The organism is Aeromonas sp. JL9 (genome assembly GCF_024436075.1).
GTDB classification, from domain to species: domain Bacteria; phylum Pseudomonadota; class Gammaproteobacteria; order Enterobacterales; family Aeromonadaceae; genus Aeromonas; species Aeromonas veronii.
On sequence record NZ_JANFNV010000002.1, the window covers coordinates 81,034 to 96,123 of the forward strand.

At 60.7% G+C, this 15,090-nt stretch carries 9 protein-coding genes and 2 riboswitches; of the genes, 5 read left to right on the forward strand and 4 right to left on the reverse strand.

Annotated elements, in window-relative coordinates; all coding sequences use genetic code 11:
• Nucleotides 1–55: 55 nt before the first annotated feature.
• Nucleotides 56–691: a murein L,D-transpeptidase catalytic domain family protein gene (locus NOM06_RS02315; RefSeq protein WP_108613185.1), complete on the forward strand. Its 636-nt coding sequence runs from the start codon at nt 56–58 to the stop codon at nt 689–691.
• Between the two features lie 77 nt (nt 692–768).
• Here the strand turns inward: NOM06_RS02315 and NOM06_RS02320 are convergent, their stop codons facing one another.
• Nucleotides 769–1,200 carry a universal stress protein gene (locus NOM06_RS02320; RefSeq protein ID WP_005335309.1) on the reverse strand — a complete coding sequence of 144 codons (432 nt, stop codon included), beginning with the start codon at nt 1,198–1,200 and terminating at the stop codon, nt 769–771.
• 424 nt (nt 1,201–1,624) lie between these two features.
• On the opposite strand from NOM06_RS02320, the gene NOM06_RS02325 reads away from it, so the two are divergent.
• Nucleotides 1,625–2,779, forward strand: a complete 1,155-nt coding sequence (locus NOM06_RS02325) for a 3-phenylpropionate MFS transporter (RefSeq protein WP_255909567.1) — start codon at nt 1,625–1,627, stop codon at nt 2,777–2,779.
• 70 nt (nt 2,780–2,849) lie between these two features.
• Here NOM06_RS02325 and NOM06_RS02330 read toward each other — a convergent pair whose 3' ends face one another.
• Genes NOM06_RS02330 through NOM06_RS02340 form a run of 3 tightly spaced genes read right to left on the reverse strand, consistent with a single transcriptional unit; the run spans nt 2,850 to nt 4,915 of the window.
• Entirely contained in the window at nt 2,850–4,067 is a 1,218-nt protein-coding gene (locus NOM06_RS02330; protein WP_255909569.1) for a hypothetical protein, read from the reverse strand.
• Nucleotides 4,068–4,074: 7 nt separating this feature from the next.
• Nucleotides 4,075–4,284: a helix-turn-helix transcriptional regulator gene (locus NOM06_RS02335; RefSeq protein ID WP_108612585.1), complete on the reverse strand. Its 210-nt coding sequence runs from the start codon at nt 4,282–4,284 to the stop codon at nt 4,075–4,077.
• A 7-nt stretch (nt 4,285–4,291) separates the two neighbouring features.
• Nucleotides 4,292–4,915: a DUF2975 domain-containing protein gene (locus tag NOM06_RS02340; protein ID WP_201983915.1), complete on the reverse strand. Its 624-nt coding sequence runs from the start codon at nt 4,913–4,915 to the stop codon at nt 4,292–4,294.
• 224 nt (nt 4,916–5,139) lie between these two features.
• Here NOM06_RS02340 and NOM06_RS02345 point away from each other — a divergent pair, with 224 nt between their 5' ends.
• From NOM06_RS02345 to NOM06_RS02355, 3 genes are all read left to right on the forward strand, one after another.
• Nucleotides 5,140–8,595, forward strand: coding sequence for a PAS domain-containing hybrid sensor histidine kinase/response regulator (locus NOM06_RS02345; RefSeq protein WP_255909595.1), 3,456 nt, complete (start codon nt 5,140–5,142; stop codon nt 8,593–8,595).
• Between the two features lie 234 nt (nt 8,596–8,829).
• Nucleotides 8,830–8,917, forward strand: a riboswitch (cyclic di-GMP riboswitch).
• A 102-nt stretch (nt 8,918–9,019) separates the two neighbouring features.
• Nucleotides 9,020–11,614, forward strand: coding sequence for a glycosyl hydrolase family 18 protein (locus tag NOM06_RS02350; RefSeq protein ID WP_255909597.1), 2,595 nt, complete (start codon nt 9,020–9,022; stop codon nt 11,612–11,614).
• Nucleotides 11,615–12,242: 628 nt separating this feature from the next.
• A riboswitch (cyclic di-GMP riboswitch) is annotated at nt 12,243–12,330 on the forward strand.
• A gap of 104 nt (nt 12,331–12,434) precedes the next feature.
• Nucleotides 12,435–15,053 (forward strand): glycosyl hydrolase family 18 protein, encoded by a 2,619-nt coding sequence (locus NOM06_RS02355; RefSeq protein WP_255909599.1) that lies wholly within the window; start codon nt 12,435–12,437, stop codon nt 15,051–15,053.
• The last annotated feature ends 37 nt before the right edge of the window (nt 15,054–15,090 follow it).

A 15,090-nucleotide genomic window follows, 5' to 3' on the forward strand; every position in this document is an offset into this window, starting at 1 on the left:
GGATTGATGGCAATATCCGCGTCGTTGACAGGGACTGACAAGGAGATATTCACGGATGAGACAAGCGCGCGGGAACATAGACTGGCAACGCGGATGGCTGCTGTTGCCACTGCTGTTGATATCGCTCATCTGGAGCAGTACGGCAGATGCCAGCTGGGATCAGAGCCTCTATCGTCAACTGGGTCTGGCCGGCAAGCTGGATAAACAGACCTTTCGTCAGGCACTCAACAGTTATCAAACCGTGCGCCACAAACGCAAACCCATTCTCACCATCATCGATTACAGCAAGCCATCCACCCAGCGCAGACTGTTTGTCATCGATATGAAGCGCCACAAGCTGCTCTATCACACCTGGGTCAGCCATGGCCGCAACTCAGGTGAACTGGCCGCAGAGCGCTTTTCCAACCAGCTCAACTCCCGCCAAAGTTCCCTCGGCGTCTATCGCACCGCAGAAACCTATCTGGGCAAGCATGGCTACTCCCTGCGGCTGGACGGGCTCAGCCCCGGCAAGAACAGCAATGCCCGCAAGCGTGCCATCGTGGTACATGGCGCCGCCTATGCCAGCCCGACCCATCTGCGCAAATATGACAAGCTGGGCCGCAGCTGGGGTTGCCCCGCCCTGCCCAAAGAGCAGGCCAGGGCCATCATAGATACCATCAAGGGAGGGAGTGTCATCTACGCTCACGGCTAGCGGGCACAACACCAGAAAACGCAAGGCCAGCAATCGCTGGCCTTGTTTGTTACGCTTTTCACACTAAACGTGGCGCGTTATTGGCGCACCACCAGTACCGGACAGGGTGCATGACGCACCACAGACTCGGCGACACTGCCTACCAGCAGATGGCTGATACCGGAGCGGCCGTGGCTACCCATAACGATCAGCTCAACCTCATCCTCCTTGGCCTGAATGACAATTTCATCGGCGGCGCGGCCAAAGCGAATATCAAAGGTGGCCGGGATCGGCAGGGTGGCAACCAGCTCTTTGAGCTGAGTTCTGGCCTGACGCTCCATCTCGTGAGTGATCTCGATGGCCGTCATATGAAGGATCTTGTAACTGTCAAAACCGTGCAGTTGATCAACCACGTGGATCAGCTTGAGCTGGGCCTGATGGCTCTGTGCCATGAAAACGGCATAGTCGAGTACCGCGCGAGACATTTGGGAAAAATCGACTGGACAGAGCAGAGTCTTGATCGATGGCATAATGCAGTCTCCTCTACTGATTGGGGTGCTATTGAATCTTTACTCGATCATAACGATCCGACCGCAAATAACCCTCGACCCTGTCGCAAAATGGAGATGCGAGATGTTTTCTCCGCCCGCCGCGATCAATGGCATGGTATAAATCAGGTGATAAATGCTCTCCTCACCCCTGCGAGGATATTGCTGACCATGCTGCGCATCGGTCTGACCTGACTATATTCATTCAGCAAAAAAGAAACCCGCCATGGGCGGGTGGAAGGATTGCAACACTAACCAGGAGGAGGTGTTACCAGGTAGACCCCACCTCTTCGGTAATAGTTCAATTTTATTGAAGTTTTTTCGTTTTCTTCGCGGGGTTTCCATCGGGATCTGCGGGGGAGGATGGGTTATCATTCTGCTCCCGTCATCCGGTTGCAGAGGATCTATGCCCGCGTTTTCCTGGTTAGCGCTCTTTTTCGGCGCCTTCTATTTTGTCTACGGCGCTTACTTGCCGTTCTGGTCGCTCTGGCTGGAGGGGGTGGGCGTCAGCGCCGAGATGATTGGTCTCTTGCTGGGGGCTGGGATGGCGATCCGCTTTGCCGGCAACCTGATGGTGATGGGGCAGATCAAGGGGGCGGGCCATCTGTTGCCGGTTACCCGGTTGCTCTCCCTGCTCAGTTTGCTGGCGTTTCTCGGCTTCTATCTCAGTCATAACCTCTGGTGGCTGGTGGGCTTGACCCTGCTGGCGAACTTTATCTATCCGACCCTGATGCCGGTGGGGGAGGCGCTGGCGACCCGCATGGTGGTGCAGGCTCACCTCGACTACGGCAAGGTGCGACTGTGCGGCTCCTTTGCCTTTATCGTTGCCTCTACCCTGGTGGGGGCGCTGGTGGGCAACTTCGGTAGCGACTGGATTTTGCACACCATGGTGGCGGGGCTGGTGCTGATGCTGCTGCTCAGCTGGCTGCCGCTTTATCCGGCGCCACAGGATAGTCAGGGCGAGCGGGCCAAGGCCTCTTTGCTGGCGACTCTGCGCAGCTCTCCGGTGCGCCGTTTCCTGTTGCTGACGGCGTTGCTGCAGGGGAGCCACGCCGCCTATTACGGTTTTAGCGCCATCTACTGGAAGGCGCAAGGGTATAGCGGCACCATCATCGGCTATCTCTGGGCGCTCGGGGTGGTGGCCGAGATCTGCATGTTCGCCGCCGACAAGCGTTTCCTGCAACGCTTTGGCGCCCAGAGTCTCTTTATCGCCGGTGCCATCGGTTGTGTGGTGCGCTGGGTATTGCTGGGGGCCTCGACCGAGTTGTGGGTACTGGTGCTGGGGCAGTTGCTCCACTCGGTCACCTTTGGCATGAGTCATCTCGGGGCTGTGCGTTTCATGACTCGCCAGCTGCCCGCCGAGCAGTTGATCCCGACTCAGGCGCTCTATGCGGCCCTTGGCCTCGGCATGACGGTGGCGGCCCTGATGGCGCTCTGCGGCGTGCTGTTCGAGCCTCTCGGCGGTGGCATCTTCTTCCTGATGGTGCTGGTGGTCTTGCCGGTCTTCTTCCTGCGGCTGCGCCCCTTTGCGCCGTCTGCGCAGGAGAGTGCTCCAGCCTGATATTTGTCTATTTCACCTAACAAAAGGGAGAGCCACGGCTCTCCCTTTTTCGTTGCTGCGGTTTGCGGCGCTACTGCTGCTCGCCAAGATAGTGGCGGCTGAGGTGACGCCAGGTATCCGAGCCGATGGTGCCTGCAATCAGCTCATTAGAAGCGGCATCAAAGCGGCCATCCGGCAGCCAGCCCAGTTGGGGCAGCAGTTGCGCCAGCGTCACGTCATTGTGCTGCAGCTCCCGCTCCAGAGCCTCCCAGAAGGCGCTCCCCTTGACGTAAAAGAGCGGGTAGTAGGAGCGATCGCCCGCCAGCACCTCGCGAGCTGCCCGATAGAGGCCGCTCTCGCTATGGGGCAGCTGTTTGCCTCGCTCGGCCAGCTCGTTGACCGCCGTGACCTGATGCAGCCGAAAGCGGCGCAGCGCCTTGATGGCGAGGTACTCGGCGAGGCTCTCGTTGACCCAGGTGGGTTGCTGCTCGGAGCGGCGAGCGCTGAGGATGTGTACCGCCTCGTGGGCCGAAGTGCGTAGCAAGCGCAAGGGGGCCTGTGGCGTCGGTTTGCCATTCATGGTGGGGTAGTTGGCGACAAACACCTGATCTCCGGCGGCGCCGCCGAGGGAGCGGGTCGCCACATCCCGCCCCAGCCACACCAGTTGCCACGGGTGAGTGGGTGGAGCCACATCGAGCTGGAAGGCCAGATAGTCGATGATCTCATTCAGTTGCTGCTGCAAGGCCGGCAGATCGAGCTGGTTAGCGGTCTCGTCATGGCTCAGCACCAGCCGCGGCTCCGGCTTGGTGACGGGCACAGTTTGCAGACCAAACGGCAGGATCAGCGGCGGCTGGTTGACATCTGGCAGCGATTGGCAACTACCATCCCGTAGACAGACCTCCCCTCGGCGGCTCCCAAGCTGGCGCACCAGATTGCCCCATTCGGTCAATAGCCACTGGTTGGGGGCAAACAACAGCGACTGTTGGGCCGAGGCATCAGCACCCACAGTCGGAGCCGTTGTGAGCGTGATCTGCCAGCCGATCTCTTTGCAAGAGAAGGGCTGGTTGAGGGCAACCGGCTGGTTGTCTGCAAGGCAGACCAGCGCAGGTGAAACCGGCGCGGTACTGCCAGGCAACTGGCGGGCGGGGAGCAGGGTAAAGGGTGGCTCGCCCTGCATGGTGAGGCGCACTTGCAGCACATTGGCGCTGGCGCCCTGCTCGATAAGGTAGCGGGGGCCGCTCGCGTCATCGGCGGCGCAGGCCCACAGTGGCAGCAGCCACAGGGCAAACAGGGTGATATGACGACTCATAAGGGGGTTAGCGCTCCTGCTCGTAGCCCAGCAGATCGCCGGGCTGACATTTAAGTTCACGGCAGATGGCCTCCAGGGTGGAGAAGCGCACCGCCTTGGCGTGGCCATTCTTGAGGATCGAGAGGTTGGCCTCGGTGATGTTGATGCGCTGGGCCAGCTCGCGGGCGGTCATCTTGCGCTCGGCCAGCAGGGCATCGAGCCGGATGATGATAGGCATAGGATCCTCACACTGTCAGTTGCTGTTCGTCGGCCAGCAGTTTGGCCTCGCGCATGACCAGTGCCAGCGCCAGTACGATCAGTCCCGCCAGCAGTAGCCGGAAATCTGATGAGCTGATGGAGACGGAGCCATGTATCTCGGGTCCGCTCATGGTGAGGACGGTATCGAGCAAGGGGGTCTGGATCAACTCGACGAGGAAGGAGACGCAGAGCAGCACTCCGATCTGCCGGTAGCGGCGGATCTGCTCGAAGGTGAAGAGCAGGCCGTGGCGGTAGCCGCGAAACAGTTGGCGCAGTTGCCACAGCATCAGCATAAAGACCAGATCCGGCAGCAACTGCACCAGGGTGCCGAGCAGCCGGTTGGCGGTGCGCAGCGGATAGTCGGCCATGGTCAGGGGGGGCTCTGGGAAGAGGTCGAGGGACGGCGTTTCACCATTGGCCAGCGGTACGCCGTTGAGAATGTGCGAGCCGCTGCTGTGGATGATCTGGTTGAGCTCCTCTTGCAGCAGGTCATTGCCGCCAAACAGGTGGGACCAGGTCTCCATCAGGGTAATGGTGGGGGTGGCGAGCAGGGTAAACAGCAGCAGCCACTCGATTAGAACGCTCAGGCGTTCGAGTTTGGTCGTTCTCATCATGAACCTCATGGTGGGTGCCATCCCGCTGGCGAAATGGCGTGAAGTTTATTGTTTATCAATATGCAGATGGGCGAATGTTTATCGTTTTACGATATTCAGTCAAGGCAAAACTTATTGAAAAACGATAATTTCAATCTGCCCGAAGGGGATGACTTTTGGCTGCTGCCTCTCTAGACTGGCGAGGTTGTATACAAAAACTCAACATGGACAAGGAGTTATCGATGCACCAGGGATGGCTGCTGATCGGATTGTCGCTCACCTATCTGGGGCTGCTGTTTCTGATCGCCTTCGTGGCAGACAAGCACAAACGGCACCGTCTCAAGGGGCAACCGCTGCTCTACAGCCTGTCGCTGGCGGTCTACTGCACCTCCTGGACCTTCTTCGGCACCGTGGGGCAGGCGAGTGAATCACCCTGGTCGCCGGTGCCCATCTATCTCGGCCCCATGCTGGTCTTTCTGTTTGGCTGGCGGCTGCTGGCCCGCCTTATTCTGGTGGCCAAGCGCGAGCACATCACCTCCATCGCCGACTTTATCGCCGCCCGTTACGGCAAATCCCAGCGGCTTGCCATGGTGATCGCCCTCATCGCCATCATGGGGATCCTCCCCTATCTGGTATTGCAACTCAAAGCCATCGTCACCGGGCTGGATCTGCTGATGGTCAACAGCGGCGGCATCAGCCCGACCAGCAATACCAGCGAGTTGGCGCTCGGGGTCACTCTGCTGCTGGCGCTGTTCAGCATTCTGTTCGGCACCCGCCATCTCGATGCCACCGAGCACCACAGGGGGATGGTGGTGGCCATCGCCTTCGAGTCGGTGGTCAAATTGCTGGCCTTTATCGCAGTGGGGGGCTTTGCCCTCTGGCTGATCCTGAGCAAACCGGGCGAGGCTCACGAACAGGTGACCCGCGACTTCTTTGCGCAGGTGGTGGCGGTGAGCCCCGGCAACCTGCTGGAGCTTGCCATCTACACGGTGCTGGCGATGTGCGCTGTTATCTGCCTGCCGCGCCAGTTTCATGTGACTGTGGTGGAGAACAATCAGGGGCAGGACCTGCACTGGGCGCGCTGGATCTTCCCGCTCTACCTGTTCGTGATGGGGCTCTTCATCTGGCCGCTGGCGCTGGCGGGCAAGCAGTGGGTGGGGGCCGACATGGCCTCCGACACCTATGTGATCAGCCTGCCGATGGCCCTCGGTTTCGATGGCATGGCGATGCTGGCGTTCCTCGGCGGTACCTCGGCGGCCACCGGCATGGTGATCGTCTGCACCATCGCACTGGCGATCATGGTGAGCAACGATCTGGTGCTGCCGGTGCTGCTGCGCCGCTTCTGGCGGCAGGGGCGCGACGAGCGGCTGGTGCGGCTGCTGTTGCAGGTGCGCCGTGGCGCCATCCTGCTGATCTTGCTGGCGGCCTGGGGGCTCTACCTCTGGCTCGGCGATCTCACCAGCTTGTCGCGCATCGGCTATCTCTCCTTTGGCGCGGTGGCCCAGTTTGCGCCAGCCCTGCTGCTCGGCCTCTACTGGCGTCACGGCAATCGCAAGGGGGTCTATCTTGGGTTGAGCCTCGGGGTGAGCCTCTGGTTCGTCACCCTGCTGGTGGAGAGCGGGCTGTTGGCCGGTTCACCGCTGGCCGAGCTGCTGGCGCCGCCGGACTGGCCTGCGTTTCGCGAGCTGAGTCTCGGGGCCTGGTGCATCTTCCTGAGCCTGCTCTTCAACCTGCTCGGCTATGTGGCCGGTTCCCTGCTGTCGCGCCCTGCGGTGAGCGAGCGGCTGCAGGCGGCCAACTTTGTCGGCAAGCCGAGCCGCGATACCGCCGCCCTCTATCAGGCGCGGGTCTCGGTCAAGGAGCTGGAGATGCTGGCGGCCCGCTTTGTCGGTTCAAGCCGGGTCAAACGCGCCTTTGGTCGTTTCGCCGGTGAGCGGGGCGGCACCCTGGCGCCCCAGATGCAGGCTTCGGCCGAGCTGATTGCCCACACCGAGCGGCTGCTGGCGGGGGTATTTGGCACCTCCTCGGCGCGGTTGGTGCTTGCCTCTGCCCTGCAGGGGCGCAATATGCAGCTCGAGGAGATCGCCACCATCGTCGATGAGGCCTCCGACGTGTTTCGCTTCAACCGCGGCCTGCTGCAGGGGGCGATCGAGCATATCGGGCAGGGGATATCGGTGGTGGATCGGGAGCTCAAGCTGGTGGCGTGGAACCGGCGTTACATCGAGCTGTTCCACTATCCGCCCGGGCTTATCCAGGCGGGGCGCCCCATCGAGGAGATCATCCGCTACAACGCACTGCAGGGGCTGTGCGGCCCCGGCGATATCGAGGAGCATGTGGCACGCCGGGTCGCGTTTATGAAACGGGGCAGTGCCCATATCTCGGCGCGGGAGCGCCCCGATGGTCGGGTGATCGAGATGCAGGGCAATCCCATGCCGGCAGGCGGTTTCGTCATGACCTTTACCGACATCACCCCGTTTCGTGATGCCGAACGGGTGCTGCGCGAAGCCAACGAGCATCTGGAGGCGCGGGTCGCCGAGCGTACCCGCGAGCTCTCCGAACTCAACCGCCAGCTGCTGCTGGTCAACCAGCAGGTGGAGCGGGCCAATCAATCCAAGAGCCGTTTTCTGGCGGCGGTCAGCCACGATCTGACCCAACCCCTTAATGCCGCCAAGCTGTTTACCTCCTCCCTGCTGGAGATGTTGCCCGATGCTGGCGAGCAGGCCCGCATCGCCCGCCATATCGATGATGCGCTGGGGGCGACCGAGGATCTCATCACCGATCTGCTCGATATCTCGCGGCTCGAAGCGGGCAAGTTCAAGGCCAAGAAGCTCGACTTCGCCCTGCGCGATCTGCTCGACAACCTCAAGGCGGAGTTTGGCGTGCTGGCCCAGGCGGGGGGGATCCACTTCTCGGTGGTGGAGAGCAAGCACGCGGTGCACAGCGATGTGCGGCTGCTGCGCCGGGTGCTGCAGAACTTCCTGACCAATGCGTTTCGCTACAACCCGGGCGGCAGGGTGCTGCTTGGTTGCCGCCGGATGGGGGAGAAGATCCGCATCGAGGTGTGGGATAACGGCCCCGGCATCCCGCAAGACAAGCAGGAGGCGATCTTCGACGAGTTCTCCCGCCTCGATCACTCCCGCACCGCCAAGGAGCAGGGGCTGGGTCTGGGGCTCGCCATCGCCCGCGGCATCTCGCTGGTGCTCGGTCATCAGCTCACATTGCAGAGCTGGCCGGGCAAGGGGTCGGTCTTTGCGGTGACCCTCAATCTGGCGACCCGGCCGGTCACTGCCCATCAGCTGGCAGCGCCGGTGGCGCGTGACAGCCAGCTGGAAGGTGTAGCTGTGCTCTGTATCGACAACGAGCGGGACATTCTGACCGCCATGAGCACCCTGCTCGGCCGTTGGGGCTGCGAGGTGCGCTGCGCCGTCGATCTGGCCGAAGCCGAGGCGCTGGTGGCGGAGGGGTTTGTGCCGAGACTGGTGCTCTCGGACTATCACCTCGACGATGGCAAGACCGGGTTGGAGGCGCTCGCTGCCCTGCAACGGGTGTGTGGCGACGAACTGGGAGGCATCATCATCAGTGCCGATCGCAAGAGCGAGTTGCAGGCGCAGATCCGCGAGCGGGGGTATGGCTACATCAGCAAACCGGTCAAACCGCTCAAACTGCGGGCCCTGATGAACAGTCTGCTGCTGCGCTAGCCACAGCCGGGGCGGCTAGCCGTGAACCGGCTCACAAAACCGTGCAATGATCCCGTGGACCCTGGTCATGGATAAATGCCGAAAATAGAGATTTATTGGCGAAGATCTCTTCATCTTCCTGCGCAATCGCCGCCAGTTATAGTATTGGCTTGCCACTGTCGGTGAACGCAGACAGTGGTAGACCGGATTGGCTCACTCTATAGTCGGGATGCGATTTTTTGCATCGCAAATGAAGTAACCGAAGGGCAAACCGATCGCGAGATCGGGACGCAAAGCTTCCGGTCCAGGGATGAGCCGTACATGAGATAGCGGGGCCACCACAGGTTGTTGTGCACCTTTGCCAAGAGGCCGCACTGCCGTCTGCGTTACCTGTCAGGGCGTAGCCCTTTTCGTTGCCAACATAACGAAATAGGGAAATATAAAAATGCTGAGTCCAAAGCCTACCATGCTGGCCCTCGCGGTCGGTCTGTGCTGCGCCTCGTCCGCTTATGCTGCGGCGCCCGGCAAGCCGACCATCGGATGGGGCCCCACCAAGTTTTCCATCGTTGAAGTCGATCAGGCGGCTACTGCCTACAACAATCTGGTCAAGGTAAAGGATGCCGCCGATGTGGAGGTGAACTGGAACCTCTGGAGCGGCGATCTGGGCCAGAGTGCCAAGGTGCTGCTCAATGGTCAGGAGGTGTGGTCCGGCCCCTCGGCCGCGGCGGGCAGCGCCAAATTCAAGGTGAAGAAAGGGGGGCGCTACCAGATGCAGGTGGCGCTGTGCAACGCCGATGGCTGTACCCTCTCCGATGCCAAGGAGATCGTGGTCGCCGATACCGACGGCAGCCATCTGGCGCCACTCAAGGCGCCGCTGCAGGAGAACAACAAGCCCTACGCCAACAAGTCCGGCAAGGTGGTGGGGACTTACTATGTGGAGTGGGGGGTCTATGGCCGCAAGTTTACGGTGGACAAGATCCCTGCCCAGAACCTGACCCATATCCTCTATGGTTTCACCCCCATCTGCGGCGGGGATGGCCTCAACGACAGCCTCAAGGAGATCGAAGGGAGCTTCCAGGCGCTGCAACGGGCGTGTGCCGGCCGGGCCGACTTCAAGGTGGCGATGCACGATCCCTGGGCCGCCATCCAGATGCCGCAAGGCAACCTCACTGCCCATGACGAGCCCTACAAGGGCAACTTCGGCGCCCTGATGGCGCTCAAGCAGGCCTATCCGAACCTCAAGATCCTCCCCTCGGTCGGCGGTTGGACCCTCTCCGACCCCTTCTATTTCCTCGGTGACAAAACCAAGCGCGATGTGTTTGTCAGCTCGGTGAAAGAGTTCCTGCAGACCTGGAAGTTCTTCGACGGTGTGGATATCGACTGGGAGTACCCGGGCGGACAGGGCGCCAACCCGAAACTGGGCAGCCCGAGTGATGGTGCCACCTATGTGGCCCTGATGAAGGAGCTGCGTGCCATGCTCGACGAGCTGGAGGCCGAGACCGGTCGCCAGTATGAGCTCACCTCGGCCATTGGTGCGGGGGGTGACAAGATCCAGGATGTGGACTACAAGGCGGCCCAGTCCTACATGGACCACATCTTCATGATGACCTACGACTACAACGGTGCCTGGAGCAACACCGAGCTGGGCCACCAGACCAACCTCTATGCGGCGAGTTGGGACCCCGCTACCAAGTACACCACCGACAAGGCGGTCAATCAGCTGCTGGCGCAGGGGGTTGAACCGGGCAAGCTGGTGGTTGGTGCCGCCATGTATGGCCGTGGCTGGACCGGGGTGAGCGGTTATCAGGGCAACAACCCCTTCACCGGCAAGGCGACCGGCAAGGTGAAAGGCACCTGGGAGGACGGGGTGGTGGATTATCGCGACATCGTCAACAACCGGATGGGGGCGGGCTGGGAGAAGGGCTATGACGAAGTGGCCGAGGCGCCCTATCTGTTCAAGGCGGCGACTGGCGACCTCATCACCTATGACAACGATCGCTCGGTCAAGGCCAAGGGGCAGTATGTGCTGGCCAACAAGCTCGGTGGCCTCTTCTCCTGGGAGATCGACGCCGACAACGGCGACATCCTCAACGCCATGCACGAGGGGCTGGGCCACGGCGAGGGGACGACTCCACCAGCCAACAAGCCGCCGCTGGCCAACGCGGGCAGTGACCTCAAGGTGACCGGTCCGACTGAGGTGACGCTGGATGGGTCGGCCTCCCACGATCCGGAAAACAGCGCGCTCAGCTACAGCTGGAAGCAGATCTCCGGCCCGCAGGTTGGCTTGCTTGATGCCACTCAGGCCAAGGCCCGTGTTGTACTCGATGCGGTGGCTGCCGACATCAATCTGGTGTTCGAGCTGACAGTGACCGATGACCAGCAGTTGAGTGCCAAGGATCAGGTGGTGGTGACCAACAAGGCGCCGCAGGCCAATCTGGCGCCGGTGGTGAGTCTACCTGCCACGGCCTCTGTGGAGGCGGGCAAGCAGGTGACCATCAAGGCGACAGCCTCCGATCCGAACGGTGATCCGTTGACTTATCAGTGGAGTGTGCCGGCAGGCATCACCGCAACGGGTCAGAACAGCGCCACTCTGGTGGTCACCGGCCCGAGCGTAACCAGCGACACCGGCTATGACCTGAGCGTCACCGTCTCTGACGGCGGGCTGGATGCCAGTGCGGCAACCCGTCTGACGGTCAAACCGGCCAGCAGCGGCGGTGGTTGCACGGCGACCGATCCGGATGCGGCCAACTGGCCAGTCTGGAAACCGGCCAGCACCTATAACAGCGGCGACAAGGTGAGCCATAACCAGCTGGTGTGGCAGGCCAAGTACTGGACCCAGGGCAACGAGCCTAGCCGCACCGCGGATCAGTGGCTGCTGGTGAGCAAGGTGCAACTGGGTTGGAATGCCAATGTGGCCTACAACGGTGGCGAGCTCACCACCCATAACGGCCGTCAGTGGAAGGCGCAGTACTGGACCAAGGGCAATGAGCCCGGCAAACACGACGTCTGGCAGGATGTGGGGGCCGCCAGCTGTAAATAAGCATTGAATGGTGGCGGGGCATGCCAGTCATGCCCCGTTTTTTCTCCCCGCTTCGCCAAATCTTGGCGGGCCTGCCAACCGGTTTCCCCCAGCTTCTCTTTTGTGCTTGCAAAGCAGCCCTTCCGAACTAGTGATTAATGCTCTCCCCGCTTGCTGGCATCTGTGCTGCACGCTGCCCTTTGCCAGCCATTGAGGCTGTTGATAAGCCAGATCATCCCGGCCAGTGGCAAGGCATAAATCGTCAAACGAACAAATTTGTCGTATCTGGATAACCGGGTGCGTGAGGGCAATTCGCTGGGCATGAAGACACCTGCTGGCCATGCAAAGCGGCGATTATAAATTCATTAGTTGCGATACAGATGGGTCTTTTGTCGCATATTGTTCTTACTCATTGACTTTTCTCAATTTGGTGTGATGCAGATCAAAAAAATGATGTGAGGTATCTGGTTGGAGGTGATGAGATTATGTCTGCATATCCGGCTGTTTTTTAAACATTAATTTCTTGAAAGTGGGTAATTGTCGGGGTTGGAAACTGGTGGGCTGGCAATGGTCCGATTTGCTTACTTATCAGAATTTCCCTACAGTCAATCGGCGATTATTTTGCGATTATTTATCGCCAGAAATAACGTTGTGACAAGGGCAAACCGATTGAAAAGTCGGGACGCAAAGCTTCCGGTCTAAGGGTCAAGACGACCTAGGATAGCGGGGCCACCACAGTAGTATGCAGGCTGCCTTTGCCAAGGGGTGGTCGTTTTTGTGTCACCTGTCGTGTTGCGTTGCCCTTTCGTTTTTCCCATAACGAAACGAAAAGGAAAGCAATATGCTAAGTCCAAAACCCGCACTGCTGGCCATGATGGTCGGTACCCTGCTCGCCTCCTCCGCCGCTTATGCGGCGGCTCCCGGCAAACCCGCCATCGGTTGGGGCCCCACCAAGTTTGCCATCGTCGAAATCAACCAGTCCGCGACCGCTTATAACGAGTTGGTCAAGGTGAAGGATGGCGCCGATGTGGCCGTCACCTGGAATATCTGGAACGGCGATATCGGCCAGAGTGCCAAGGTGCTGCTGGATGGCAAGGAGGTGTGGTCCGGTCCCTCTTCCGCCGCGGGTACCGCCACCTTCAAGGTGCACAAGGGGGGCCGCTATCAGATGCAGGTCGCGCTGTGCAACGGCGATGGCTGTACCCTGTCTGATGCCAAGGAGATCGTGGTCGCCGATACCGATGGCAGCCACCTTGCGCCGCTCAAGCCTGCCCTGCAGGAGAATAACAAACCCTATGTCAACAAGTCCGGCAAGGTGGTCGGCACCTACTATGTGGAGTGGGGGGTCTATGATCGCAACTTCACCGTGGACAAGCTGCCGGCCCAGAACCTGACCCATATCCTCTATGGCTTCACCCCGATCTGTGGCGGTGATGGCCTCAACGACAGCCTCAAAGAGATTGCCGGCAGCTTCCAGGCGCTGCAACGTGCCTGTGCCGGGCGCAAGGATTTCCAGGTCGCCATTCACGATCCCTGGGCCGCGCTGCAAAAAGGGCAGGGGTCACTGGTTGCCTGGGATGAGCCCTACAAGGGCAACTTCGGCAATCTGATGGCTCTCAAGCAGGCTTATCCGGACCTGAAGATCCTCCCCTCCATCGGTGGCTGGACCCTCTCCGACCCCTTCTTCTTCATGCATGACAAGGCCAAGCGTGACGTGTTCGTCGCCTCGGTCAAAGAGTTCCTGCAGACCTGGAAGTTCTTCGACGGTGTCGACATCGACTATGAGTTCCCGGGCGGCGACGGTGCCAACCCCAATCTGGGGGACAAGACCAAAGATGGGGAAACCTATGTGCTGATCATGAAGGATCTGCGCGCCATGCTTGACGAGCTGGAGGCCGAGACCGGTCGCACCTATCAGCTCACCTCCGCCATCGGGGCCGGTTACGACAAGATTGAGGATGTGGATTACAAGGCTGCCCAGCAGTACATGGACCACCTCTTCGTGATGAGCTACGACTACAACGGTGCCTGGAGCAATACCTCCCTGGGTCATCAGGCCAACCTCTATCAGGCCACCAACGGCTCGGCCAACAAGCGCTACAACACTGATGCAGCGGTACAGCAACTGCTGGCGCAAGGGGTCGACTCGGAAAAGCTGGTGATCGGTGCCGCCGCCTACGGTCGCGGCTGGAAAGGGGTGAGCGGATATCAGGGCAACGATCCCTTCACCGGCACCGGCACCGCCACCGGCAAGATCAAGGGCACCTGGGAAGATGGCGTGCTGGATTATCGCCACATCGTCAACAGCCATATGGGCGCAGGCTGGGAGTACAACTACGACGAGACTGCCGAAGCGGCCACCCTGTTCAAGCCCTCCACCGGCGAGCTGATCACCTATGACGACGAGCGCTCGGTCAAGGCGAAAGGCCAATACGTGCTGGCCAACAAGCTGGGCGGGCTCTTCTCCTGGGAGATCGATGCCGACAACGGTGACATCCTCAACGCCATGCATGAAGGTCTCGGCCACGGCGAAGGGGTCACTCCGCCAGCCAACAAGCCGCCGGTCGCCAACGCGGGCAGCGATGTGGCGGTGACCGGCCCGGCTACCCTGACGCTGGATGGCTCAGCCTCCCACGATCCGGAAAAAGGCTCTCTGACCTACAGCTGGAAGCAGGTTTCCGGTCCGCAAGCCGTGCTGGGTGATACCACGCAGGCCAAGGTGCGGGTCGATGTGAATGCCGTGAGCGCAGATACCGCGCTGGTGTTCGAGCTGACGGTGACCGATGACCATCAACTGACCGCCAGGGATCAGGTGGTGGTGACCAACAAGGCGCCGCAGCCCAACCAGCCTCCGGTGGTCACTCTGCCCGCCAGCGTCAAGGTGGAAGAGGGCAAGCAGGTGAGCATCACTGCCAAGGCATCCGACCCCAACGACGACGAACTGATCTATCAATGGCAAGTGCCTGCCGGTATCACGGCGACCGGCCAGAACAGCGCCACCCTGGTGGTCACCGGCCCGGCGGTCGATGTCGAAACCGGTTATGACCTCTCTGTGACCGTCTCCGATGGCGCACTCGACGCCAACGTGGCCACTCGTCTCACCGTCACGCCAATCAACGAAGGCGGTGAGGGTGGCTCCTGCAACACCACAGATCCGGAAGCGGCCAACGTCCCCGCATGGCAGGCCAGCAAGGTCTATAACGGCGGTGACAAGGTGAGCCATAACCAGCTGGTATGGCGTGCCAAGTACTGGACTCAGGGTAATGAGCCGAGCCGCGCCGCCGATCAGTGGGCGCTGGTGAGTCAGGTTGAGCTGGGTTGGAACGCTGCCGTTGCCTACAACGGCGGGGATCTCACCAACCACAACGGCCGTCAGTGGAAGGCCAAGTGGTGGACTCAAGGCAATGAGCCGGGCAAGCACGATGTCTGGCTGGATATCGGGGCAGCAAGCTGTAACTGAGGCCTCCTCACCGATGACGGGGCATGGCGACATGCCC